General features: G+C 71.9%; 24 protein-coding genes. 9 read left to right on the top strand and 15 right to left on the bottom strand.

Annotated features, from left to right (window positions below; genetic code table 11):
• Window positions 1-129: 129 nt before the first annotated feature.
• Window positions 130-741: an OmpA family protein gene (locus tag ACO07H_RS22745; protein WP_422018429.1), complete on the bottom strand. Its 612-nt coding sequence runs from the start codon at window positions 739-741 to the stop codon at window positions 130-132.
• A gap of 510 nt (window positions 742-1251) precedes the next feature.
• Here ACO07H_RS22745 and ACO07H_RS22740 point away from each other — a divergent pair.
• Both ACO07H_RS22740 and ACO07H_RS22735 read left to right on the top strand, forming a co-directional pair.
• The gene (locus ACO07H_RS22740) at window positions 1252-1602 is read left to right on the top strand and encodes an RNA recognition motif domain-containing protein (RefSeq protein WP_422018428.1); all 351 of its coding nucleotides are present in this window, start codon (window positions 1252-1254) and stop codon (window positions 1600-1602) included.
• 222 nt (window positions 1603-1824) lie between these two features.
• Window positions 1825-2229 carry a hypothetical protein gene (locus ACO07H_RS22735; RefSeq protein WP_422018427.1) on the top strand — a complete coding sequence of 135 codons (405 nt, stop codon included), beginning with the start codon at window positions 1825-1827 and terminating at the stop codon, window positions 2227-2229.
• 57 nt (window positions 2230-2286) lie between these two features.
• Here the strand turns inward: ACO07H_RS22735 and ACO07H_RS22730 are convergent, their stop codons facing one another.
• The 11 genes from ACO07H_RS22730 to ACO07H_RS22680 all read right to left on the bottom strand — a co-directional run bounded on the left by ACO07H_RS22730 (window position 2287) and on the right by ACO07H_RS22680 (window position 16164).
• On the bottom strand, window positions 2287-3432 hold the full coding sequence (locus tag ACO07H_RS22730; protein WP_422018426.1) for an MFS transporter: 1146 nt from the start codon (window positions 3430-3432) through the stop codon (window positions 2287-2289).
• A complete protein-coding gene (locus tag ACO07H_RS22725; protein WP_422018425.1) occupies window positions 3429-3893 on the bottom strand; it encodes a thioredoxin family protein in 465 nt (154 codons plus the stop codon). The genes ACO07H_RS22730 and ACO07H_RS22725 overlap by 4 nt, the downstream gene beginning before the upstream one ends.
• Window positions 3894-3898: 5 nt before the next feature.
• Window positions 3899-4876: an alpha/beta hydrolase family esterase gene (locus tag ACO07H_RS22720; protein ID WP_422018424.1), complete on the bottom strand. Its 978-nt coding sequence runs from the start codon at window positions 4874-4876 to the stop codon at window positions 3899-3901.
• A gap of 2 nt (window positions 4877-4878) precedes the next feature.
• On the bottom strand, window positions 4879-6255 hold the full coding sequence (locus ACO07H_RS22715) for an efflux transporter outer membrane subunit (RefSeq protein WP_422018423.1): 1377 nt from the start codon (window positions 6253-6255) through the stop codon (window positions 4879-4881).
• Window positions 6256-6257: 2 nt separating this feature from the next.
• Complete coding sequence (locus ACO07H_RS22710; protein WP_422018422.1) at window positions 6258-9398, bottom strand: efflux RND transporter permease subunit; 3141 nt, start codon at window positions 9396-9398, stop codon at window positions 6258-6260.
• 94 nt (window positions 9399-9492) lie between these two features.
• Window positions 9493-10662 (bottom strand): efflux RND transporter periplasmic adaptor subunit, encoded by a 1170-nt coding sequence (locus ACO07H_RS22705; protein WP_422018421.1) that lies wholly within the window; start codon window positions 10660-10662, stop codon window positions 9493-9495.
• Between the two features lie 200 nt (window positions 10663-10862).
• Complete coding sequence (locus ACO07H_RS22700; RefSeq protein WP_422018420.1) at window positions 10863-12104, bottom strand: multifunctional CCA addition/repair protein; 1242 nt, start codon at window positions 12102-12104, stop codon at window positions 10863-10865.
• Between the two features lie 36 nt (window positions 12105-12140).
• A complete protein-coding gene (locus ACO07H_RS22695) occupies window positions 12141-12449 on the bottom strand; it encodes a DUF1272 domain-containing protein (protein WP_422018419.1) in 309 nt (102 codons plus the stop codon).
• Complete coding sequence (locus tag ACO07H_RS22690; RefSeq protein WP_422018418.1) at window positions 12442-13128, bottom strand: glutathione S-transferase family protein; 687 nt, start codon at window positions 13126-13128, stop codon at window positions 12442-12444. The genes ACO07H_RS22695 and ACO07H_RS22690 overlap by 8 nt, the downstream gene beginning before the upstream one ends.
• Window positions 13129-13201: 73 nt before the next feature.
• Window positions 13202-14143: a complex I NDUFA9 subunit family protein gene (locus tag ACO07H_RS22685; RefSeq protein ID WP_422018417.1), complete on the bottom strand. Its 942-nt coding sequence runs from the start codon at window positions 14141-14143 to the stop codon at window positions 13202-13204.
• A complete protein-coding gene (locus ACO07H_RS22680; protein WP_422018416.1) occupies window positions 14140-16164 on the bottom strand; it encodes a transglycosylase SLT domain-containing protein in 2025 nt (674 codons plus the stop codon). The genes ACO07H_RS22685 and ACO07H_RS22680 overlap by 4 nt, the downstream gene beginning before the upstream one ends.
• A 9-nt stretch (window positions 16165-16173) precedes the next feature.
• Between ACO07H_RS22680 and ACO07H_RS22675 the strand changes: the two genes are divergently transcribed.
• Together ACO07H_RS22675 and ACO07H_RS22670 are read left to right on the top strand one after the other, a co-directional pair.
• Window positions 16174-16716: a 5-formyltetrahydrofolate cyclo-ligase gene (locus ACO07H_RS22675; protein WP_422018415.1), complete on the top strand. Its 543-nt coding sequence runs from the start codon at window positions 16174-16176 to the stop codon at window positions 16714-16716.
• Window positions 16717-16738: 22 nt separating this feature from the next.
• Entirely contained in the window at window positions 16739-18433 is a 1695-nt protein-coding gene (locus ACO07H_RS22670; protein ID WP_422018414.1) for a cation:proton antiporter, read from the top strand.
• Between the two features lie 69 nt (window positions 18434-18502).
• On the opposite strand, the gene ACO07H_RS22665 is transcribed toward ACO07H_RS22670, so the two are convergent.
• Window positions 18503-19459, bottom strand: coding sequence for a LysR substrate-binding domain-containing protein (locus tag ACO07H_RS22665; RefSeq protein ID WP_422018413.1), 957 nt, complete (start codon window positions 19457-19459; stop codon window positions 18503-18505).
• 91 nt (window positions 19460-19550) lie between these two features.
• Between ACO07H_RS22665 and ACO07H_RS22660 the strand changes: the two genes are divergently transcribed.
• Window positions 19551-19847: a DUF2917 domain-containing protein gene (locus tag ACO07H_RS22660; protein WP_422018412.1), complete on the top strand. Its 297-nt coding sequence runs from the start codon at window positions 19551-19553 to the stop codon at window positions 19845-19847.
• Here the strand turns inward: ACO07H_RS22660 and ACO07H_RS22655 are convergent.
• Window positions 19797-20201 carry a TfoX/Sxy family protein gene (locus ACO07H_RS22655; protein ID WP_422018411.1) on the bottom strand — a complete coding sequence of 135 codons (405 nt, stop codon included), beginning with the start codon at window positions 20199-20201 and terminating at the stop codon, window positions 19797-19799. The genes ACO07H_RS22660 and ACO07H_RS22655 overlap by 51 nt on opposite strands.
• A gap of 103 nt (window positions 20202-20304) precedes the next feature.
• Here ACO07H_RS22655 and ACO07H_RS22650 point away from each other — a divergent pair, with 103 nt between their 5' ends.
• From ACO07H_RS22650 to ACO07H_RS22635, 4 genes are all read left to right on the top strand, one after another.
• A complete protein-coding gene (locus ACO07H_RS22650; protein WP_422018410.1) occupies window positions 20305-20883 on the top strand; it encodes a 5-formyltetrahydrofolate cyclo-ligase in 579 nt (192 codons plus the stop codon).
• Window positions 20884-20957: 74 nt separating this feature from the next.
• Complete coding sequence (locus tag ACO07H_RS22645; protein ID WP_422018409.1) at window positions 20958-21182, top strand: DUF1161 domain-containing protein; 225 nt, start codon at window positions 20958-20960, stop codon at window positions 21180-21182.
• Between the two features lie 10 nt (window positions 21183-21192).
• Window positions 21193-22512 (top strand): Xaa-Pro dipeptidase, encoded by a 1320-nt coding sequence (pepQ, locus tag ACO07H_RS22640; RefSeq protein WP_422018407.1) that lies wholly within the window; start codon window positions 21193-21195, stop codon window positions 22510-22512.
• Window positions 22512-23567: a hypothetical protein gene (locus tag ACO07H_RS22635; protein ID WP_422018405.1), complete on the top strand. Its 1056-nt coding sequence runs from the start codon at window positions 22512-22514 to the stop codon at window positions 23565-23567. Before pepQ ends, ACO07H_RS22635 begins: the two co-directional genes overlap by 1 nt.
• Here the strand turns inward: ACO07H_RS22635 and ACO07H_RS22630 are convergent.
• Window positions 23561-24031 (bottom strand): low molecular weight protein-tyrosine-phosphatase, encoded by a 471-nt coding sequence (locus ACO07H_RS22630; protein ID WP_422018403.1) that lies wholly within the window; start codon window positions 24029-24031, stop codon window positions 23561-23563. The genes ACO07H_RS22635 and ACO07H_RS22630 overlap by 7 nt on opposite strands.
• Between the last annotated feature and the right edge of the window lie 13 nt (window positions 24032-24044).

The raw sequence follows: 24044 nt of genomic DNA, 5'->3' as shown, positions 1-24044 counted from the left end.
GCCATCGGGCTTGCTCCTGCTGCACTGCTGGGGCTGCTTGGATTCATATTCCGAGAGCGACTGAAGCACGCGCTGGCCAAGTCGTTGAACGCCCACACTGAGCTCGTCAAGCTGCAAGCTCGCCCCCGCTCAGCGCATCACCATCAGCTGAACCCGCCGGTTCGTGCTGCGGCCTTCGCGGGTGCTGTTGTCGGCCAGGGGCGCGGATTTGCCGTAGCTGATCGTCGCCATGCGCGCCAGCGGCAGGCCGGCGCGGGCCAGGTGCAGGCGCACGGCTTCGGCCCGCTTGAGTCCCAGTTGCTGGTTGAGCGCGTCGCTGCCGGTGGCGTCGGTGTGCCCCTGGATCTCGACGAACACCGGCTGGTTGTCGGCCTTGAGCCTGGCGACAAGTTGGTCGAGTTCCTGGCCGGCCTGCGCCGTGAGCTCGGCGCGGCCCGAACTGAACTTGATCTTGTCGTCGGTCAGCACGGTGCTCATCAGCAGGGTGGGTGGCTTGGGCAGGTTGTTGAAGGCCTGGGCTCGCGCCGCAGCCTCCTCCTGCAGGGCCACGATGCGCGCCTCGCTGCCCTGCATGCGGCCGTCCAGGGCCTTGAGGCCGTCGTCATGTGCCTGCACGCGGGTGTCCAGGCTGTCCACGCGGGTCTGCACCGGTGCGACGGTCTCTCTGACGAAATCCTTGGTGGCGCAAGCGCTCAGCAACAGGGCGCTGCTGGCGACGATCAGGGGCGAAAGTCTCGACATCGGTGGTCTCGTGGAAGATGAAAGAGGCGCGACTTTAGGCAGGCCCACCCGGACAAACGTAGCGAGCTGTGAGCAATGCTTGCGCCGTTAACCGGGGCGAACAAAGCCTTACCGTTGTGCGCCACTGCGGTTCCGCCTGAGCGATGCCGTGAATGCCGACACGCGTTCCATCGGGTTGAACCGATGGGCTCAGCAACGGTCTCTCGCCGCTCGCCGGGGCTCTGCCCCAGTGCGCTGTCTCAATACTTGGAGAAATATCATTTCGCCAAAGCATGCGGGAAAAGATATAATCCACACTCGCTGTGCCAATGCCTTCCGACCCGCCTCTGCCTCACGCGAAGCTGTTCGGCGGTTCGCTGCCACTGCGGGCTGGCTGCACTTGTGCATGCCGCACCCCTGGTGTGAGGACGACAGGGTCCCTCCAGACCCTGCCCACACGCCCCACCCGCTGCGGACTCCCGATTCGCAGATCCGCATCCTGACGGTGCGGAAATACTCAGAAAGGCTCGCATGAGCAGCAAGATTTACGTGGGCAACCTGCCCTATTCCGTGACCGATTCCAGCCTGAAGAGCAACTTTGCCGAGTTCGGCAGCGTCTCTTCCGCCAAGGTCATGATGGACCGTGAAACCGGCACCTCCAAGGGTTTTGGGTTCGTGGAAATGGCTTCCGCGGAAGTCGCCCAGGCCGCCATCTCCGCGCTGCACGGCATGTCCGTCGACGGCCGCTCGATCGTCGTGAGCCTGGCCCGTCCCCGCGAAGCAGCCAAGGATTCCAGCGGCTACGGCGCAGGTGGGTACACCGCCGCCAAGCGTGCGGATGTCGGCTACGGCACGGGTGGCTTCGGCGGCGGTCGCTACTGAGCCCAGCGGGCTCCCTGAAGACCGGCTCTCCTGAGCCGGTTTTTTTTCGCCTGGCTAGGCTTGGCCTGGTGCCGGCACCGGATGCCGACGCGGCCGATGACGTTGAGAGGCCGCCTCGCTGATACCAGTATCAATGCCACCCCATGCGAGCCAGCCTCCTACATGCCGCCACCGCGCGCGGCTTGACACTCGTGGCACCAGAACTGACCAGAGAGGTGCCCCATGAGACTTGCCTTCGACGCCATCCTCGGCGGCATCCTGTCGGCGGCCCTCGCGGGCGCGGCAGTCGCTCAGCAGGTCAAGTCCCCCGCGCCGCCGGCTTCGGCGCCTGCGCCCATGACGGCGGCCTCCAGGGTCATGCCGACGCGCAGCGCCGCCGTCACCGCCGCGGAAAACGACAAGGAGTCGGCCACGATGCAGTCCGAGGAGCGGGTGATCCCGCAGATTTCCGTGCCGCTCAAGCGGCGCAACAGCGCCGCCACGGCCGCGCTGTCCACGTCGGCGCCCGCGGGCAGCGTGCCCGGCACCGTCAACGACCGCGTCGCACGGTGCATGGCCCTCGGCAGCGCGAGCGAGAAGGCGGCGTGCGAGCGCGCGGCTGCGGCATCGCGGCCCGTGGGGCGCTGAACGCGCGACGGCAAGACCTGGGCGAAGCTGCTTGTCGAAGCGACGTTCACGCGTCGCTCAGGCAGCGCGCAGCGCCCGCTTCGCCGACAGCGCCATGAATACCGCGAACACCACGACCACCAGCAACCCTGTCGTCAGCGACGAATGCTCCGCCACGAGGCCGATCAGCGGCGGCCCGGCCATCATGCCCAGGTAGCCCATGCCCGACACGGCGGCGATGCCGTGCGCCGGGCTCACGCCGGGCACTTGCGAGGCCGCGCTGAACAGCACCGGCACGACGTTGGACAGGCCCAGGCCCACCAGCGCGAACCCGCCCAACGCGACGCCGGGCACGGGCACCGCGAGCGCCAGCGCCATGCCGGCCGCGGCCAGCACGCCGCTCGCGCGCATCAGCCGTGGTGCAGGCACGCGCCCGCGCACCCAGTCGCCGCCGAAGCGACCGGCCGCCATCGCGCCGCTGAAGCTGGCATAGGCCAACGCCGCAGTGCTGGCCTGGCTGCCGCGCTCCTGCTTCATGAAGAGCACGCTCCAGTCGTACATCGCGCCCTCGGCGATCAAGCCCATGGACGCCAGCACGCCCAGCAGCAGCAGGGGGCCGCGCGGGATGCTCAGCGGTTGCTTGCCGCCGGCCTCGTGAGGTTCGGGCGGCGGCAGCATCGCCCGGCAGGCGAGCAGCAGCGCGGCGAGGGCGGCACCAGTGGCCAGCAGCAGGTGGCCTTGGGCGCTGAGGCCCAGCGCGGGCGCCACGCTGCCCAGGCCTGCGCCGCACATGCCGCCCAGGCTGAACATGCCGTGGAAGCCGCTCATCAACGGCTTGGCCGCCTGGCGCTCGATCTCGCTGGCTTCGGCGTTGATGGCCACGTCGAACAGGCTGGCGCTGATGCCGAACACGCCCATGACGACCAGCAGCGCCGCGTACTGCGGCAGGGCGATGAGGCTGGCCACCGCCGCACTGCACAGCAGGCCCATGACGGCGGACACCGCGCGCGGCCCGTAGCGGCCCACCACGCGGCCGGCCTGCGCCAGCGCGATCAACGCCCCCACGCCGCTGGCGAGCATCGCGATCGCCAGCGACTGTTCACCCAGGCCGTAGTGGGTCTTGACGGTGGGCACGTGCACGCCCCAGGTGGCGAACAGCGCACCGGTGACGAAGAACTGCGTGCGCAGCGCGCGCGACGCGGCGGCCAGCGACGGCGCCGTCACTTCGCCGTGGTCGCGATGCGGGTGAAGAAGTCGTACACGCCCTGGTCGCCCATCTTGCGCGCGTCGGCCAGCTCGCCGCCTTCGGTGGCGTACAGCAGCTTGCCCTGCGGCGACAGCACGGCCACGGCCGGGATGCCCTTCTTCAGCGGCACGCGGTAGCCCTCGGCGATGTCCACGTTGCGGTCGAAGCGGCCCACGTCCACCTTCACGACCTTGAAGTGCTGCGCGATCAGCGGCGCGCTCGGGCCGTGCTTGAACGTGGTGTCCAGCATGCGGCAGTCGCCGCACCAGTTGGCGCCGAAGACCACCAGCACCGGCAGCTTGGCCTGCTCGGCCTCGGCCAGCGTCGCCTTGATGGCGGCCTTGGCATCCACGCCTTCGTCATAGATGGGCGGCGGGCCGCCGGCCGCCTGGGCGACGAAGGAGGCGGCGAGCGCAAGGGAGGCGAGGAGGTAGCGCATGAGGTTCAACTCGAAGAAGTTTCGAAGAAGCGCCAGATGACGTCGTTGGCATCGAGCGCCGTGGAGGCGGGGGCCTTGCCGCGGCGCACCGTGGTTGCGCCGGGCCAGGAATGGCCGCCAGTGTCGGTGACGCAGAGCTGCACGGACGTGCCGCCCGCACAGCCGGTGTGGGTTTCGCAGAAGGCGCCGGGCGTGTCGAGCGTGCGTTGCGCGGGTGTGGCGCAGTGGTCGCGCTGCACCCAGCGCGAGATCGTCTCGGGCACGGAGACGAAGGCCATGACCTTGCGCTCGTCGCGGAAGGCGTTCGGGCCGGCGCCGCCGTTGAACAGCACGTGGTCGTCGTCCCTGGCGTGGATGTGCAGCACGGAGATGGGCCGGGACGGCGCGCAGCTCGTGGTCGCATCGGTGCCTGCCACGGATGCGACGGCGCGGAACACGTCCGGCGCCTCGCAGGCCAGCCGGTGCACGAGCATGCCGCCGTTGGACATGCCGGTGGCGAACACGCGCGTGGCGTCGATGGCGTATTTCGCCTGGATGGCGGCGACGACGGCGCGGGCGAAAGCCACGTCGTCGACATTGCGGTCGCGCGCGTCGCCGCAGCAGCCGCCGGCGTTCCAGGTGGCGAGGCGGCCGCCGGGGAACTTGCTGTAGCCATTGGGGAAGGCGACGACGAAGCCGGCCTCGTCGGCCTTCTTCTGCAGGCCGTACTTCTCGTCGTCGGCCATGTAGCCGGCATGCCCGCCGCCGCCGTGGAAGGCCAGCACCAGCGGCGCCGGTTTCGCCTCGTCGTAGCGGGTGGGCAGGTGCACCAGCACCTTGCGGCCCTGCACCTCCAGCTCTTGCAGGCCGGCCGTGGCGGGCGCGTCGCCTTTGTCGGCGCGGCGCTGTTCCATGCGGGCCTTGATGCGCTCGCGGATCGACTCCTGCGCCTGCGCCGCAGGCAGCAACGTGAGCAGGGAGAGCGCGATCAGCAGGCCGCGCATGCTCACTCCCCGCCGCCCAGCGCGCGGTACAGCGTCACCAGGTTCTGCGCGCGCTGGCTCTGCACCTGCACCAGCGTCTGCTGGGCCAGGAACAGCGAGCGCTGTGCATCCAGCCGGTCCAGCGCGTTGGAGACGCCGGCCGTGTAGCGCTGCTCGGCCGCGTTCAGGCGGCGCGTCTCGGCGTCCACCTGCGCGGCCAGGGCGGCGCGCTGCTCGGCCAGCGTGGCGCGGCTGCTCAGCCCGTCGGCCACCTCGCGGAAGGCCGTCTGGATGGCCTTCTCGTACTGGGCCAGTGCGATGTCGCGGGACGCGCGGGCGCTGGCCAGGTTGGCGCGGTTGCGGCCGGCGTCGAAGATCGGCTGCACCAGCTGCGGCGCGAAGCTCCACGCCGAGTTCTTGAACAGGTCCGACAAGTGGCCGCTGGCCGTGCCGACGCTGCCGGTCAGCGTGATGCGGGGCCAGAAGGCGGCGCGGGCGGCATCGATGTTGGCGTCGGCCGCGCCGAGCTGGAACTCGGCCTGGCGGATGTCGGGCCGGCGTGTCAGCACGTCGCTGGGCAGGCCGGCGGGCAGCTCGGCCAGCGGCTCGAAGTCGGCCAGGTCGCCGGTGGGGGCGGGCAGGTCGGCCGGCAGCGGGCCGCCGATCAGCAGCGCCAGCGCGTTCTCGTCGAGCTGGCGCTGGCGCTGGGCCTGCGCGTAGACGGCGCGGGCCGCCTGCAGCGACGACTCGGCCGTGCGCAGGTCCAGCTCGGCGGACACGCCGCCCTCGAAGCGATGGCGGGTCAGCGACAGCGACTGCTCGCGCGTGTCCAGCGTGTCGCGCGTGATCTTCAGCAGCGCGGCATCGGCCTGCAGCGCGATCTCGGCATTGGCGACGCTGGCGACCAGCGCGGTGCGCACCGCCTGCTGGCTGGACTGCGCGGCCAGCACCTGGGCCGCCGCGGCGCTGCTCAGGCCGCGCAGGCGGCCGAACACGTCCAGCTCGTAGGCCGAGACCTGCAGGCCGGCCTGGTAGAGGCTGTTGATGCCGCCGGACGCCAGCGGCGTGCGCGAGCCGCTGATGCCCGCGCCGACGGTGGGCCACAGGTCGGCGTCGCGCGCTGCGGCGGTGGCGCGCGCCGTCTCGATGTTGAGCACCGCGATGCGCAGGTCGCGGTTGTTGGTCAGCGCCAGCGGGATCAGCTTCTGCAGCCGCTCGCCCTTGAAGGCCTGCGCCCAGGGCAGCTCGGTGGCGGCCGTGGCGCTGGGGCCGCCGGCCTGCGGGAAGGCGGCGGGCACGGCGGCGGCAGCCGCGTCAGCGGCCACCGGGCGCCTGGGTTCGGGGCCGGCGCAGGCGGTGAGCAGGGCGGCCAGCGTGATGAGGCTGAAAGTGGCTTTCATGCTCAGTCTTCCTGGGGCAGGTGGGCATCGTGGCGGTGTTGCCGCTCGCTGCCGGGGAAACGCTTGCGCACGACGACGAAGAACACCGGCACGAGGAACACGGCGAGGACCACCGCGGTGATCATGCCGCCCATCACGCCGGTGCCGATGGCGCGCTGGCTGGCGGAGCCGGCGCCGCTGGCGAGCACCAGCGGCAGCACGCCGAGGATGAAGGCCAGCGAGGTCATCAGGATGGGGCGAAAGCGCAGGTGCGCCGCTTCCACGACGGCCTCGTACAGGTCGCGGCCCTGCGCGTGCAGGTCCTTGGCGAACTCGATGATCAGCACCGCGTTCTTCGCCGACAGGCCGATGATGGTGATCATGCCGACCTTGAAGTAGACGTCGTTCTCCAGCCCGCGCAAGCTCGCGCCCAGCACGACGCCCAGGATGCCCAGCGGCACGACGAGCAGCACCGACAGCGGGATGCTCCAGCTCTCGTACAGCGCGGCCAGGCACAGGAACACGGCCAGCAGCGAGAAGCCGAACAGGATGAAGGCGGTGGAGCCCGAGAGCTTTTCCTCGCGCGACTGGCCGGTCCATTCGTAGCCGAAGCCCGGCGGCAGCTCGGCCGCGAGCTTTTCCATCTCGGCGATGGCCGTGCCGTTGGACACGCCCTTGGCCGGTTCGCCGGCGATGCGCATGGTCGGGTAGCCGTTGTAGCGCACCGTTTGCATGGCGCCGCTGATCCACTGGCTGCTCGCGAACGCGCTCAGCGGCACGGGCTGGCCGGCGGCGTTCAGCACGTTGAGCTTGAGCAGGTCCTCGGGCGCCATGCGTGCCGGCGCGTCGGCCTGCACGATGACGCGCTGCAGGCGGCCGGCGTTGGGGAAGTCGTTGACGTAGCTGGACCCGAGCGACGTGCCCAGCACCGCGTTGATGGCGCCGATGTTCACGCCCAGCGCCATCGCGCGTTCGCGGTCCAGGCTCAGTTCGAGCTGCGCGGCGTCTTCCAGGCCGTCGGGGCGCACGGCGGTCAGCAGCGGGCTCTTGGCGGCCGCGGCCAGCAGTTGGTTGCGCGCGGCCAGCAGTTCGGCGCGCGTGTGGCCACCGCGGTCCTGCAGGCGCAGCGCGAAGCCGTTGGCCCGGCCCAGGTCGCGGATGGGCGGCGGGCTGGTGGGGAAGATGACCGCGTCGCGGATCTTGCCCAGCGCCGGGAAGGCGCGCGCCACCAGGCCTTGGGCGGAGTGCTCGGCGCCGTGGCGTTCGTCCCAGGGCTTGAGCGTGACGAAGGCCAGGCCCGCGTTCTGGCCGGAGCCCGCGAAGCTGAAGCCCACCACGCCCACCATGCTCTCCACCTCGGGCTGGGCCAGCATGTAGGTCTCGACCTGCTTCATGACCTCCAGCGTGCGCGCCTGCGTGGCGCCCGGCGGCAGCTGCACGTTGACCAGGATGTTGCCCTGGTCCTCGTTGGGCACGAAGGACGTCGGCAGCCGCTGGAACATCAGCACCGCCACGGCGATGACGACGCCGTAGATGACGAACGAGCGGCCCGTGCGGCGGATGAGCTTGGCGACGGTGCTTTCGTAGCGCTTGGCGGTGCGGTTGAAGCCGCGGTTGAACCAGCCGAAGAAGCCGCGCTTCTCCAGGTGGTGGCCGGCCTCGACGGGCTTGAGCAGCGTGGCGCACAGCGCCGGCGTGAACGACAGCGCCATGAAGGCCGAGAACGCGATGGAGCTGACCATCACCGCCGAGAACTGGCGGTAGATGTTGCCGATGGAGCCGCTGAAGAAGGCCAGCGGCACGAACACCGAGATCAGCACCACGGTCACGCCGATGATGGCGCCCGAGATCTGGCGCATCGCCTTCTGCGTGGCCTTGAAGGGCGACAGCCCCTCCTCGCTCATGATGCGCTCGACGTTCTCCACCACGACGATGGCGTCGTCCACGACGATGCCGATCACCAGCACCATGCCGAACATGGTCAGCACGTTGATGGAGAAGCCCAGCGCCAGCAGCGTGGCGAAGCTGCCCAGCAGCGCGATGGGCACCACCAGCGTCGGGATCAGCGTGTAGCGGATGTTCTGCAGGAACAGGAACATCACCAGGAACACCAGGAACACCGCCTCCAGCAGCGTCTCGACGACCTGCGAGATGGAGATGTCGATGAACAGCGAGCTGTCGAACGGGATGTCGGCCTTCACGCCGGCGGGGAAGTAGGGCTGCAGCTCCTTCAGGCGCTGCTTGATGAGCTTGGCCGTCTGCAGCGCATTGGCCGACGGCGCGAGCTGCACGCCCACGCCCACCGACGGCGTGCCGTTCAGGCGCGTGGAGCGGCCGGTGTAGCTGTCGGCGCCCAGTTCGATGCGGGCCACGTCCTTGAGCCGCACGGAAGACCCGTCCGGGTTGGCGCGCAGCACGATGTTGCCGAACTGCTCGACGCTGGTGAGCTGTCCGCGCACGACGACCGTGGCCGCGACCGGCTGGCCGGGCACGTTGGGCAGGTCACCGATGGAGCCGGAGCTGACCTGCGCGTTCTGCGCCTGGATGGCCGCGTTCACGTCGGCCGGCGCCAGGCGGTAGCCCACCAGCTTGGCCGGGTCCAGCCAGATGCGCATCGCGCGCTCGGTGCCGAACAGCAGGCCCTGGCCCACGCCCGGCACGCGCTGGATCTCGGGCAGCACGGTGCGCGACGCGTAGTCGCCCAGCGCGATGGGGTCGAACGCCGGGTTGCTGCTCGACATGATGATGAAGAGCAGGAAGTTCGGGTTGGCCTTGTCCACCCGCACGCCCTGCTGGATGACGGCGGACGGCAGCCGCGGCGTGGCGCGGGCCAGGCGGTTCTGCACGTCCACCTGCGCCAGGTCGGGGTTGGTGGCCGGGTCGAAGCTCATCGTCAGCGACCCGGTGCCGTCGGCCTGCGACACGGCTTCCATGTAGATGAGGCCCGGCGAGCCGTTCATCTCGCGCTCGATGACGCTGATGACCGAGTCCTCCAGCGTCTGCGCCGAGGCGCCGGGGTAGGTCACCGACAGCACGATGGACGGCGGCGCCACGGGCGGGTACTGCGAGATCGGCAGCTGCGTGACCGCCACGCCGCCGATGACGAGGATGAACAGCGCGATGACCCACGCGAAGATGGGTCGGTTGATGAAGAACTGGGCCATGTCAGGATTTCCGCCGGGCCGCCCCAAGGGAAGCCTGCGCCCCCTCGGGGGGCAGTGAACGAAGTGAGCGTGGGGGCATCATCTTTTCAGTGCCTCAGCGCGACGCTGCCGAGGCGGGCGCGGCGGCGGGCGCGGACGCCGACCCGGCCGGCGCCCACGGCACCGGGCGGGCCTTGCCGCCGGCCCGCGTCTTCTGCAGGCCGTCCACGACGACCTTCTCGCCGGTCTTCAGGCCCTCCAGCACGAGGGCACGTCCGCCCTGCGCCGGGCCGAGCTTGACGGGCCGGGCGCTGACGCTGCCGTCATCGGCCACCACCAGCACCGTGTCGCCGCTCACGCCACGGCTGACGGCCTGCTGCGGCAGCCAGACGGCGCTGCTCACCTCGGCCTGCGCCAGGCGCACGCGCACGTACAGGCCGGGCAGCAGCGCGCCGGCCGGGTTGGGCAGCTCGGCGCGCAGCGTGATCTGGCCGGTGGCGGCGTCCACGCTCAGGTCGGAGAACAGCAGCTTGCCGGTCTGCGGGTAGACGCTGCCGTCCTCCATCAGCACCTGCACCTGGGCGGCGTCCTTGCCGGCGCGCTGCAGCTTGCCGGCGGCCAGCGCCTGGCGCAGCCGCATCACTTCCGCGGCGGACTGCGTGAAGTTCACGTAGAGCTTGTCGATCTGCTGCACCACGGCCAGCTGCGTCGCCTCGCCCTGGCCCACCAGTGCGCCCTCGGTGACCAGCGCGCGGCCGATGCGGCCGGCGATGGGCGCGGTGACGGTGGCGTAGCCGAGGTTGATCTGCGCCGTCTGCACGGCTGCCTTGCCCACGGCCACGTCGGCCTTGGCCTGCTGGGCCGACGCCAGCGCGTTCAGCGCCTCCTGGGCGCTGACGGCCTGCGTCTTGGCCAGCGGCGCGTAGCGGTCGGCCAGCGCCTGGGCCTGCGTGAGGTTGGCTTCGGCGCGGGCCAGCTGGGCCTGCGCGCTGGCGAGCGTGGCGCGGTAGGGCGCGGCGTCGATCTCGAACAGCGGCTGGCCGGCCTTCACGTCCGAGCCTTCGGTGAACAGGCGCTTCTGCAGGATGCCGGCGGCGCGCGCGCGCACCTGGGCGACGCGGTAGGCCTCCAGGCGGCCTGGCAGTTCGGCGGCCAGGTCGGCGCGCTCCGGGGTCACGGTGATGACGCCCACTTCGGGCGGTGGCGGCGAGGCGGGCGCCGCCGGGCTGCTCGACTGCCCGCAGCCCGCCAGCAGTGACGCCAAGCTCGCACCCAGGACGACCATCGCGCCCAGTCGGGCGCCCTTATCCCATGCCAAATTCATCTTCGTGACCCTGCCTGACTTGCTTGTGGATGGCACCGCCGCCGCAGCGGGCCGCCATCGGCCCCGGGCGCAAAAACGCGCAACTGTAGCGAGCCTGACAAAAACCTGTCGGTGAAGCAACGCAAAGCCCGCGGGGCGGCCGGCCGGCGCCCTGTGGCGCGTCAGGTCGACGCCGCGTGGAGCGCTTCCAGGCGCGCACGCTGCACGGCGCGGCCGATGTCCGGCCCCTGGGCGCCGCGGGCCATCGCGGCGGCGCTGACGGCGGCCAGGTCCACGGTCAGCGTGGCGGCCAGGTCGGCGGCCAGGCGCTCGCGCTGCGGGTAGGGACGGTTCTCCAGGCCCAGGCGGCCGCGGGCATCGCATTCGCAGGCCCACAGCAGCTCGGCGAAGCGCTGCGGCCGGCGCCAGGCGTCGCAGCGCTGCAGCAGGCGCAGCCGCGCCTCGGCGCTGAACCCGGCGCTCTGGTGCACGTGCGTGTGCTCGCGCGCCACCAGCTCGGCCAGTTCGCGGCAGTCGGTGGGCACCTTCCAGCGGTCGCTGACGACGCGCGCCAGCTTCTCGCTGCGCGCCTCGTGGGCGATGTGGCGCGGCAGTTCCTCGGGGCGGGTGGTGCCCTTGCCGAGGTCGTGGCACAGGCAGGCGTAGCGCACCGTCAGCGGCGCGCCTTGGCGAGCGCACTGGTCCAGCACCATCAGCACGTGCAGGCCGGTGTCGATCTCGGGGTGGTGCGCCTCGGGCTGCGGCACGCCGAACAGCGCGTCCACCTCGGGCAGCAGCTTCGCGAGCGCGCCGGCCTCGCGCAGCACCTCCAGCATGCGCGAGGGCTGGTGCTCCATCAGCCCGCGCGACAACTCCTGCCAGACGCGCTCGGCCACCAGCGCGTCCACCTCGCCGGCGGCCACCATGCCGCGCATCAGCGCCAGGGTCTCGGGCGCGACGCTGAAGTCCGCGAAGCGCGCCGCGAAGCGGGCCAGGCGCAGGATGCGCACGGGGTCCTCCGCGAACGCGGGCGACACGTGGCGCAGCACCCGGTCGCGGATGTCGCGCTGGCCGCCGTGCGGGTCGATGACGAGGCCGTCCGCATCCTCGGCCATCGCGTTGATCGTCAGGTCGCGGCGGGCCAGGTCCTGCGCCAGCGTGACGTCCGGCGCGGCATGGAAGGCGAAGCCGTGGTAGCCGGCGGCGGTCTTGCGCTCGGTGCGGGCCAGGGCCACTTCCTCGTGCGTCTGCGGGTGCAGGAAGACGGGGAAATCCTTGCCCACCGGCTGGTAGCCGGCTGCAGCCAAATCCTGCGGCGACGCGCCGACGACGACCCAGTCGCGGTCCTGCACCGGCAGGCCCAGCAGGCGGTCGCGCACGGCGCCGCCGACGAGGTAGGTCTGGAAGCGGGGCGGGGCGTTCATGGCCGTGGATTCTGCGGCCCCGCCCAGCCGCCCGCGCTAGCGGCGTTCGGGGGGCAGGCCTTGCAGGGCCGCGACGAGCCGGGCATGGGCTTCGGGGTCCACCGGCCTGAGCCTGGGTTCCGTCCGTGCCGGGTAGTGCGCGAGGAAGTTGCCACCCTTCCAGTCCCGCGCCGGCCGCACCGGCCGCGGCGCGAAGCCGCCGCCGCAGTTGGGGCAGACGTTGCCCAGCAGGCCGTCCACGCAGTCGGCGCAGAACGTGCATTCGAAGCTGCAGATGCGGGCGGCCGTGGACTCCGGCGGCAGCGCGACGGCGCAGTGTTCGCAGATCGGGCGCAACTCAAGCATGTCGCGCCTGCCGGTAGGGTTCGTCCTCGGGCACGAAGTCCTGCTCGCGCATCGCATCGGCGATCCAGTCTTCCACGGCCGGGTGCGCCAGCAGCGCGTCGCGGTAGGCGGCTGCGGCCTCGGACACCGGCAGCCCGAAGCGGCTCAGCCGCACGGCCACGGGCGCGAAGTAGGCGTCCGCCGCGCTGAAGCCGCCGAACAGGAACGGCCCGCCGCTGGCGGCCAGCGCGTCGCACCAGGCCGCGTCCATGCGGGCGACGTCGGCGCGCAGCGCGGCGTCCTCTTGCCACAGTGTCTCGCCCACGTCGGGGAAGAAGGCCTCGATGTTCATCGGGCAGACCGTGCGCAGCCGCGAGAAGCCGCCGTGCATCTCGGCGCACAGGCTGCGCGCGCGGGCGCGGTCCTGCGGGTTGCGCGGCCAGATCGGCAGTTCGGGGTGGCGGTCGGCCACGTACTCGGCGATGGCCAGCGTCTCCCACACGGCGAAGCCGTCGTCCTCCACCAGCACCGGCACGCGCCGGGTGGGGCTGATGTCGCCGATGGTGCGCGTCCATTCGGAGCCGGCGCTGAAGTCGAAGCGCAGCCGCACCTCCTCGAACGGGATGTCGAACGCGGCCAGCAGCACGCCGCTGCGCATGGACCAGGAGGAGTAGTTCTTGTTGCCGATGTAGAGCTTCATGGCCCACAGCCTAATGGCAGTCCGGCGGCGCGGTGATGAGCAATCTGCAAGGGATTGATGCGCGCGGGCGGGGTCAGTGCCGCGCGCGCCAGGCATCGAGCCGCGCGACGCCCGCGCCGGGCGCGAGATAGCCTGGCAGCACACCTTCCAACGCGGCGGGCGTGATGCCCAGCGCGGCCAGGCCCGGCAGGCGGCCGCCGGCGACGTTGGGCACCGTGAGGGACGCCAGGTTGTCGCGCGACAGCAGCGGCTCGCCCGGCAGGCAGGCCATGGCCAGCGCCTGCAGCGTCGCCAGCGCGTGGGGCAGCGGCAGCACGGGCCGCTCGCAGCCGGCGACGCGGCCGGCCAGGCGCACAAGGTCCGCCAGCGTCAGCACGCGCGGGCCGGCGATGTCGTAGGTCTGGCCCTGGGCTTCGTGGCGCAGCAGGGCCTCGACCAGCGCGCCGGCAACGTCACCGACCCAGACGGGCTGCAACTGCGCATCGGCGCCGGCCAGCGGCATGACGGGTGCAAAGCGCTGCAGCCTGGCGAACAGGTTGACGCTGCGGTCCCCCGCGCCAACGATCAGCGACGGACGCAGCATGGTCAGCGACAGCGCGCCGGCCTGGGCGGCCGCCTGCAGCACGGCCTCGCCGGCGGCCTTGCTGCGCAGGTAGCGCGACGGCGCCTGCTCGGACACGCCGAGGGCGCTGACGTGCACGACGCGCCGGGCGCCCGAGGCGACGATGCGCTGCGGCAACCCCACATGCACATGCTCGAAGGCCGCCGCGCTGCCCTGCAGGATGGCCACGAGGTTGACGACGGCATCGTGGCCGGGCACCAGGGCCGGCAGGTCGCGGAACACGTCGGCCTGCACCACCGTGACGCCGGGCAGCCCCTGCACGCCCTGGGCATGGCGGAGCCGCCGCGTCGGCACCGTGATGCGCGCCGCGCCGCCCAGTCGCCGCACCAGCTGCTCGCACAGCGCGCGGCCGACGAAGCCGCCGCCGCCGAGGATGAGCACGTTCAGGGTCATGACTTGGGCGCCTCCCCGGCGTCGGGCGGTGGCACGTCGCTGACATCGGCCGCACGTGCGCCTGCCGGGCCGACGCTGGTGCCCAGGCGAGCGCGCAGCGACGTGGCCGGCAGGCCCAGCACCTGCGCGTACACGGCGCCGCCGAGCAGCACCTTGCGCACGTAGTCGCGCGTCTCGCCGAAGGGGATGTTCTCGGCCCAGATGGCCGCGTCGATCACGGGGCCGTCGCGCCAGCGCGCGGGTCGGCCGGGGCCGGCGTTGTAGGCCGCGGCGGCCAGCGCCTGCGCGCCTTCGAAGCGGTCCAGCACGAGCTTGAGGTAATTGGTGCCGATGCGCAGGTTGAAGTCGCGGTCGTGCATCAGGTCGGGGCTGTAGGTCATGCCGACCTTCTTCGCCGTCCACTTCGCGGTGGCCGGCATCACCTGCATCAGCCCCGAGGCGCCGACGTGCGAGCGCGCATCCAGCACGAAGCGCGACTCCTGGCGGATCAGCCCGTAGACATAGGCCGGGTCCAGCCCCGCGGACTGCGCCTCGCGCATCAGCTCGGGGCGGTGCGGCGTCGGGTAGCGCTGGGCGATGTCGATCTCGGTCTTGGTGCGCTCGCTGGTGTTGATGCAGCGGTCCCACACCTCGCGGTCGCAGGCCTCCTGCGCGGCGGCCAGCAGCGCGCGGTCGTTCATGCCGCGCAGCGAGAAGTTCCATTCGCGCACGCCCTCGCTGCGCAGGTTCAGCGCGATCAGCTGCAGCGCGCGCGTGAGGCCGGCGTGCTGGCGCGCGCTGCGGCGCTCGTCCGCGGTGAGCGGCGCAGGCGCGGGCGGCAGCGGCGTGGCCAGGCCGAGGTCTTCGGCGGCCAGGCGGCCGAAGTAGTTCAGCGGCGTGGCCGCCAGCAGCGCGAGCTGCGCGCGGGCGCCGGGCACGTCGCCCTGCTGGCGCGTGGCGCGCGCCTTCCAGTAGGCCCAGGCCGGGTCGCGCTGCTCGGCCGCGCTCATGCGGTCGATGGCGCGCAGCGCCACGGCGGGCTGCTTGCCGCGCAGTGCGGCGCGGGCCTGCCAGGCCAGCGTGTCGTCGCTCCAGGCCAGCTCGGGCGCGAGCTTGTCGGCCCGCTCGAAGGCGGCCAGCGCGTCGTCCTGCAGCCGCAGCCCCGACTGGCGGCCCACCTGCGCCCACAGCCAGGCGCGCAGCTCGGCGGGCAGCCGGGCCCACTTGTCGGTCAGCAGGTCGCCCGCCTGATCAGGGTCGGCGGCGGCCACGCGGGCCAGCGCCAGCGCGGTCAGCTCGGCGTCGTTGCGCGGCGACGTGCGGCCCTTGCGCGTCAGGTAGCGGCCGGCGTTGTCCTGCAGTTCGGCGAGCTTCTGGTCCAGCGCCGGGCTCGCCAGCAGCGCGACGGCCTGGCGCGCGGCGCGCGGGCGGCCCTGCTCGGTGGCCAGGCGCGCCTTGGCCCACAGCGTGTCGGGCTTGAACTGCCCTGCGTCCACCATGGTGCTGGCCAGCAGCTGGCAGCCGTCGTCACCGTCCTTCTGCGCCAGCCAGGCGGCGCGCGCGGTGTCGGTGGCGATGCGGGCGCCGCCCAGGTGCTCGGCGACCAGCGCATAGCAGGCGACCTCGCGGTCGTCGCGCATCTGGTAGCTGGCATAGTCGCGGCGGAAGTTGCTCCAGTCGCGGCGCCGGCCCAGCTCCAGCAGCCAGTCGTTGCGCAGCCGGTCTTCCACATAGCTGCCGCCGTAGCGGGCGTAGAACCCGTCCATGTCAGGCTGGCGCAGCTCGCTCATGCGTGCGTTGAGGTCGAAATACTCGACCCAGCCGGCCAGCGGGTGGTTCTGCACGCGGGCTGCGTCGACGAGGGCGGACAGCCGCTTGCGGTCGCGCTTGGCCCAGGCCTCGCGGGCCTGCACGGCGAGGTCGGGCGTTGTGGCGGCGGGCGTCTGCGCGAGCGCAGGGGCGGCTGTCATGATCAGGCCCAGCACCGTCAGCGCGATGCTGCGACCCTTGCGTTCCAATACCGCCCCACCGATCCGATTCATCATCCCGCCATGTCCCGTGCCAGCCCCGACCGTTCCGCCCTGCGCCGCGAGCTGATCGCCGCCCGCCGTGCCTTCGCGGCCACGCTGGCGTTCCAGACGGCGCAGGCCGCGCTCGACGGGCCGCTGCGCGATCTGCTGGACCAGCTGGAGCCGGAACTGCTCGGGGTCTACTGGCCCATGGCGGGGGAATTTACCCCAGGGGCGCTGCCCTTCCCGCGGGCACTGCCTTTCGCGCGCCGCGATCCGGCCGACATGGTCTACCGCCGCTGGGACGGTGCCGAGCCGACGGTGCAGGATGACTGCGGCATCGCCACGTCCAGCGGCGCGGTGGCCGTGCCCGACGTGGTGCTGGTGCCCTGCGTGGGTTTCACGCGCGAGGGCTTCCGCCTGGGCTACGGCGGCGGCTACTTCGACCGCTGGCTGGCCGCGCATCCCGGCGTGACGGCGATCGGCCTGGCGTGGTCCGCCGCCGAAACTCAATTCCCCGTCGAGGCGCATGACCGCGCGCTGACGCTGATCCTCACCGAGCGCGAGCTCATCGCCCTGGACTGACCCCGGAAGGCCCCCACGCAAGATGCACGATGGCATGACCCTGATCTCGACGCTGGCCGCCGCCTTCGGCCTGGCCCTGGTGCTGGGCCTGCTGGCGCAATGGGCCAGGCTGCCGGCGCTGGTGGGCTACCTGCTGGCCGGCGTGCTGATCGGGCCGCACACGCCGGGCTTCGTCGGCGACGTGCACCTGGCGCAGCAGCTGTCCGAGGTGGGCGTCATGCTGCTGATGTTCGGCGTGGGCCTGCACTTTTCGATCCGCGACCTGATGTCGGTCAAAAGCATCGCGCTGCCCGGCGCGCTGGTGCAGATGGCGGCGGCCACGGCAATGGGCGTGGGCCTGGCGCACGGCCTGTGGGGCTGGGACCTGGCGGCCTCGCTGGTGTTCGGCCTGGCGCTGTCGGTGGCCAGCACGGTGGTGCTGCTGCGCGCGCTGGAGTCGCGCGAGCTGCTGCACACCGGCAACGGCCGCATCGCGGTCGGCTGGCTGATCGTGGAAGACCTGGCCATGGTGATGGCGCTGGTGCTGATGCCCGTGCTGGGCGGGCGCCAGGGCGAGGGCGGCGCGTCGGGCGGCGGCCTCGTCGTGACGGTGCTCATGACGCTGCTGGCCGTGGCCGCCTTCGTGGCCGTGATGCTGGTGGTGGGCCGGCGCCTGCTGCCGTGGATGCTGTGGCAGGTCAACCGCACCGGCTCGCGCGAGCTGTTCACGCTGGCGACCATCGCCGCGGCGGTGGGCCTGGCCGTGGGTGCGGCGGCGCTGTTCGGCGTGAGCGTGGCGCTGGGCGCGTTCTTCGCCGGCCTGGTGCTGCGCGAGTCGGCCTTCAGCGAGCGCGCGGCGCACGAGAGCCTGCCGCTGCGCGACGCCTTCGCGGTGCTGTTCTTCGTCGCGGTGGGCATGCTGTTCGACCCGCGCATCCTCGTCGAGCAGCCCATGGCGGTGCTGGGCACGGTGGCGGTCATCCTGGTGGGCAAGACCATCGCCGCCGGCGCCCTCGTGCTGCTGCTGAAGTACCCGCTGAGCACGGCGCTGACGGTCGCCGTGAGCCTGGCGCAGATCGGCGAGTTCAGCTTCATCCTGCTGGGCCTGGGGCAGTCGCTCAACCTCGTGCCGCCCGAGGCCGCCAGCCTGGTCGTCGCCGGCGCCATCGTCTCCATCGCGCTGAACCCGCTGCTGTTCTCGTGCGTGGAGCCGCTGCGGCGCTGGGTGCTGGCGCGCTCGCGCTGGGCGCGCCGGCTGGAGGCGCGCGACGATCCGCTGGCCGAGCTGCCGGCCGACACGCCGCACACGTCGCTGGCCGGGCAGATCGTGCTGGTGGGCCATGGCACGTTGGGCACGGCGCTGCATGAGCAGTTGGGCAACCGGCCCCTGGTGGTCATCGACCGCGACCGCGACGTCGTGGAGAAGCTGCGCGCCGCCGGCCAGGCGGCCGTGCTGGGCGACGCGGGTGAGGCGATGACGCTGGTGCAGGCGCACATCGCGCACGCGTCCTGGCTGGTCGTCGCGGTGCCCGACATCCTCGGCGTGCCGGCGCTGCTGGCGCTGGCGCGCCAGCTCAACCCCGAGGTGCGCTGCGCCGTGCTGGCGCACACCGAGGAGGAGACGCAGTGGCTGCGCGATGCCGGCGTCACCCACGTGCTGCGCGCGCAGCAGGTGCTGGCGCAGGCGCTGGCGCGGGTGGTCAGCGAGCCGGTGCCAGGCGTTGCGCCCGGGCATTGACGCCAGCGGCCTGAACCGCCGGGCCTGTCGCACCACCCGGCCCCTGCAGGCCCGCGAGGGCAGCGGCGTTCAGACGCCGGCGAGCTGCGCGCGGGTGAGGGCGGCCTGCTCGCGCACCCAGTCGGCGAACTGCTGCACCTCGGGCCGCCGCGCCGCGTTGGGGCCGACGATGAGCCAGTAGCCGAACGGGCTGCCCAGCCGGCTGGCCTTGCCGAACGGCTCTACCAGTTCGCTGCGCTGCAGGTGCTCGTGCACCAGCGGCAGCCGGGCCAGCACGACGCCCTGGCCGGTCAGCGCGGCCTGCACCTGCTGGTAGGTGAAGTTCAGGTACAGCCAGCGGCGCGGCTGCAGGTCGGGCTCGCCGTGCACGGTCAGCCAGCGGCGCCAGCTCAGGTATTCGGCGCTGGGGCGGGGGTCGTCCTCCTCGGCCAGCGCATGGCGGGCGAGGTCGGCCGGCTGCTTCAGCGGTGCCGGGGGGTTCTGCAGGTACCAGGGGCTGACGGCGGGTGACAGCAGTTCCTCGAACAGCTGCTCCGCGTCGGCCGGCACCGAGGCTCGGTCGTCGTAGCGCAGCGCCAGGTCGCTCTCGCCGTCCTCCAGGTCCACCTTGCGGTCGTAGGCGGATACTCGGATGTCGATGTCGGCATGCTCGCGCTGGAAGGCCTCCATGCGCGGGATCAGCCACAGCGACGCGAACGACGCGAAGGTGCTGACGTTGACGACGCGCCGCCCGCGCGTGCGGCGGATCTGGCGCACCGCCTGGTCCAGCTTGGACAGCACGGCCACGGCGGTGGGCAGCAGCGTCGCGCCGTCGCCCGACAGCTCCACCTTGCGCGTGCCGCGCAGGAACAGCGTGCAGCCGATTTCTTCTTCCAGCGACTGGATCTGCCGGCTGATGGCCGACTGCGTGAGGCTCAGCTCCTCGGCCGCGGCACGGAAGGACAGCAGCCGGGCGACGGCCTCGAAGGCGCGCAGCGGGCCGACGGACAGCGGGCGTTGACGTGTCGAAGGGCCGGGCTGATTCATGCGCAGATGGTATCAATCGCCGCCTTGGGAATCATTGGACCGCTTGGGGTGATCTCCGCAGAATCGCTGACAGCAACCCAGGAGCAATTTCATGACTGATGCGCAATCTGTATGGCATCTCGACGGTGGCCGGGCGCTGACCCTGGCCGGTGGGCCGGAAGCCCGCCGCCTTGCCGTGGCCCAGGGCCGCGTGTGGCTGACGCTGTCCGGCACCGCCGACGAGCCGGCCAAGGACCAGTGGCTGCAAGCCGGTGAGGCACTGGCGCTGGCGCCGGGGCAGAGCGCCGTGCTGGAGGGCTGGCCCGCAGCCGATTTCGAGCTGCTGGTGCCGCCGACGTCAGCGCCGGCCCGCCGCAGCTTTCTTGGCCGCCGGTTTTTTGGCCGCTGAGGTGGGTTTGACGGCCTTCGGCTTCTTCGCGTTCGCCGCGCGCAAGGCCGCCTCCAGCGCCAACCGCGCCCAGGGCAGCATCAGCGGCGGCGACTCCAGCGCGTCCTCGGGCGGGCGGCGGTAGCGGGTGATGACGGGCTCGCCGTCCTTGTCCGCGAAGGTGAACGGCGCGCAGCCGGCCGCATCGAACCGCTCGCGCGTGATGTCGTCCGCCTTCAGGAACAACTGGCCGTCGTCGATGATGGCCACGAACAGGTCGTCCACGTAGACGCCCTGGCCGCCGAACATGCGCCGGGTGCGCACGCGGCCCAGCGGCGACAGCAGCTCGACGCAGAGTTCGGTGAAGGCGTCCATGTCAACGCCGCCCGGCCGCCCGAAGGCGCTGACGCGCCCCCCGGGGGGCAGCGAACGGCGTGAGCGTGGGGGCGTCATGTCAGTCACTGTAAGCTCCGCTGCCATGGATGCGAACGACCGCGCCGCGATACGGCACAAGCTGATCGAGCAACGCCTGGGCCTGCCGAAACGGCAGGAACTGGCCGCCGACCTGCAGGAGGTGCTGCGCGTGTGGCTGCTGCGCCGCAAGGAAACCACCATCGGCGCCTACTGGCCCATCAAGGGCGAGTTCGACCCGCTGCCGGCGCTGTACCGCTGGGCTGAAGACGCCCCGGAACGCCAGCAACGTCGAATAGGCCTGCCGGTGGTCGACAAGGTGCACCGCACGCTGCGCTTTCATGTCTGGTACCCCGGCTGCCCGATGGAGGACGACGCCTTCCACATTCCCAAGCCCAAGGGCACGGAGGAATTCGAGCCGCAGCTGATGCTGGTGCCCTGCCTGGGCTTCGGCCCCTGCGGCCTGCGGCTGGGCTACGGCGGCGGCTTCATGGACAAGACGCTGGCGCAACTGCAGCCCCGCCCGGCGGCGGTGGGCATCGGCTACGCGCACGGTTTCCTCCCGCTGCTCAAGCCCAGCCCGCTGGACGTGGCGCTGGATGCGATGCTGACGGAAGAGGGCGTGGTCTGGGACGTGGACGGCTGAGCGTTGGCGGTGGGCGGGCAAGCGGATTGCCTGCACCACAATGCCCGGTCTTCATCCCCATCGTGAGCCTTCCCATGTCCAAGTCCCTGCTCGTGGCCCTGCTGTCCCTGTCCTGCTGTGCCGCCTTCGCGGCGTCCAAGCCCTGTGACGAACTGAAGGCGGAGATCGCCGCCAGGCTGGACGAGAAGGGCGTCAAGGGTTATGAGATCACGGCCGTCGAGAACGACCAGGTGGGTGATGCGAAAGTCATCGGCAGTTGCGATGGCGGTACGAAGAAGCTGACCTACGTGCGCAAGTGAGGCGGGCGCGATGAGCCTCTACCTCGACCACCTCGCCGGTCTGCAGCGCCAGGCCGAAGCCGCGCTGGAACGCACGGGCTTCGACACGCTGCTGATCGCTTCCGGCATCGAGAAATACGCCTTCCTCGACGACCGGCCCTATCTGTTCCAGGCCAACCCGCATTTCAAGCACTGGCTGCCGCTGACGAATCACCCGCATTCGTGGCTGGCCGTGCGGCCGGGCAGGAAGCCGCGCGTCGTCTACTACCAGCCCGACGACTACTGGCATGTGCCGCCCGCAGCGCCGAGCGGCGAGTGGGTGGACGCCGTGGAGCTGGTCGTCATCCGCGAGCCCGAGGCGGCCGCGCAGGCGCTGGCCGACCTGACGGGCGAGCGCACCGCCATCCTGGGCGAGGCCGATGCGGCGCTGCCGGGGCTGGAGCCCAACAACCCGGAGCCGCTGCTGAACCTGCTGCACTGGGCCCGCGGCGTGAAGTCGCCTTACGAGCTGGATCAGATGCGTGCCGCCCAGCGCCGCGCGGTGCCGGGCCACAACGCCGCGCGCGCGGCGTTCCAGCGCGGCGAGAGCGAAGCCGCCATCCACCGTGCCTACCTCGTCGCCACCGGCCACACCGACCGCGACTTGCCGTACACCAACATCATCGGCCTCAACGAGCATGCCGCGGTGCTGCACTACCAGTACCAGGACGAGAGCCCGCCGCCGCAGTCGCGCAGCTTCCTGATCGACGCGGGCGCGCAGGTCAACGGCTATGCGAGCGACATCACTCGCACCTGGGTGGCGCCCAGCCACGACGAGTTCGCGGCGCTGGTGGCGGCCATGGAGGTGGAGCAGCTCGGGCTGGTGGACGAGGTGCGCGAGGGCGTGGACTACCGCGACATCCACCTCAGCACGCACCGCCGCATCGCGCGGGTGCTGCGCAATGCCGGCATCGTCCACATGGGCGACGAGGCCATGGTGGCGGAGGGCGTCACCAAGACCTTCTTCCCGCACGGCATCGGCCACCTGCTGGGCCTGCAGGTGCACGACGTGGGCGGCTTCATGGCCAGTGAGGACGGCGGCACGGCCGACAAGCCCGAGGGCCACCGCTACCTGCGCCTGACGCGTCCGCTGCAGGCCGGCATGGTGGTCACCATCGAGCCGGGGCTGTACTTCATCCCGACGCTGCTGCGCCAGCTGCGCGCGTCGCCACAGGCCGCGCAGGTGGACTGGGACGCCGTGGACCGGCTGCAGCGCTACGGCGGCATCCGCATCGAGGACGACGTGGCCTGCCGCGCGGCCGGCGAGGCGCCCGAGAACCTGACGCGGGACGCGTTCGCCGCGGCGGGCTGATGAAGCGGGGCTGTGCGCTGCTGGCGGGCGCCCTGGCGCTGTCGGCGGGTGCGCAGCCCGCCTCGGCACCGGACGCCCGGTTGGGGCTCGTGCAGGTGCAGGGCGAGTCTGCCGCGCTGCGCGAGAAGAAGACGCTGGCCCAGCTCTTCAAGGCGCAGGCGCTGTTCGACAAGTTCCACGCGCTGGCGCCGGCCGCCGAACTGCGGTTCAAGGTCTACGCGCGCACGCAGGCCGAGTCCACGCAGGCGCTGGCGCTGGGTCTGATGGCGCCCGCCGGCCGGCAGCCTGTGCGGCTCGATGCGCAAGACCGATTCGCCATCGATCCGGCCTGGCGCGACCTGCCCCCGGCGACCGAGGTGCGCAGCCGGCTGGCGGACGGCCGCGTGACCTGGCGGCCGGACATCCGCACGCCGGGGGTGCCGGAAGGCGAGCGGCGGCTGGGCGACCTGCGGCTGCAGTGCCGCGTGGGTTTCGACAGTGGCGTGGCGCGCGGGCTCACGGGGCTGGCCCTGCTGGTGTCCTTTGCCGTCGACGAGTGCGCCGACCCCGAGTGGAGCCCCAGCAACTTCGCGGACCGGCCGGTGTTCGCCGTGACGCTGGTGCACGGCGAGCGCTGGTTGACGCTCAGCGAGGGATTCCTGCACGGCCTGCGCGACGGCAGCGGCAGCGCGTACGACTGGGGCTACTCGCTGCGCGAGCGCATGTTCCGCGTGCCGCTGGGCGATGCGAGCTGGCCGGACGACACGCGCGTGGTCATCGAGGGCATGGACGACCCGGCCGCCGCGCCGGAGCCGGGCCTGGAGGCACTGGACGACGCCTGGGTGAAGGCGGCGCGCCAGCTCGTGCCGGGCCTCTCGGTGGCGGAGGCCGTGAGCCGCTTGGGCAAGGCCGACGACGACACGCACTTCGAGTCGGGCCGCCGGCTGCTGCGCCACCTGCGCGTCATCGCGACGCCCGCGGGCCCGCAGCGGCTGGAGCTGGTGACGGTGTTCGGCACCGACGGCCGGCTGCTGAAGTCCGCGTTGCGGCGGCTGGGCCCGACGCAGCGCTACTGAGTGCGCTTCAGCGACGACAGCAGGCCGTCGCAACCCGCTTCCACCAGGTCGAGCACGCGCTCGAAACCGTCCGCGCCGCCGTGGTAGGGATCGGGCACATCGCGGCCGCGGGAGCTGGGCGCGTAGTCCAGCAGCCGCTTCAGGCGGTGGCGCTGCTCGGGCGGGCACAGCGCGCGCGCACGGGCGAGGTTGTCGGCGTCCATGGCCAGCACGAGGTCGAAGTGCTGGAAGTCGTCGGCGGTGAGCTGCCGCGCGCGCAGGGCCGACAGGTCGTAGCCGCGCCGGCGTGCATGCATCTGGCTGCGCTCGTCGGGTGCGTCGCCCACGTGGTAGCCGTGCGTGCCGGCCGAATCCACGTCGATCGACAGCCCGGCCGCGGCCAGCTTGGCGCGCATGACGCCCTCCGCCGTCGGGCTGCGGCAGATGTTGCCCATGCAGAAGAAGAGGATGCGGCGGACGGACATGGCGGGGCGCTTG

Source organism: Roseateles sp. (assembly GCF_965229315.1).
In the GTDB taxonomy this organism is placed as follows: Bacteria; Pseudomonadota; Gammaproteobacteria; order Burkholderiales; family Burkholderiaceae_C; genus Pelomonas.
Note: the sequence above shows the minus strand (reverse complement) of the source record. Positions and strands in the feature narration are given on the sequence as shown.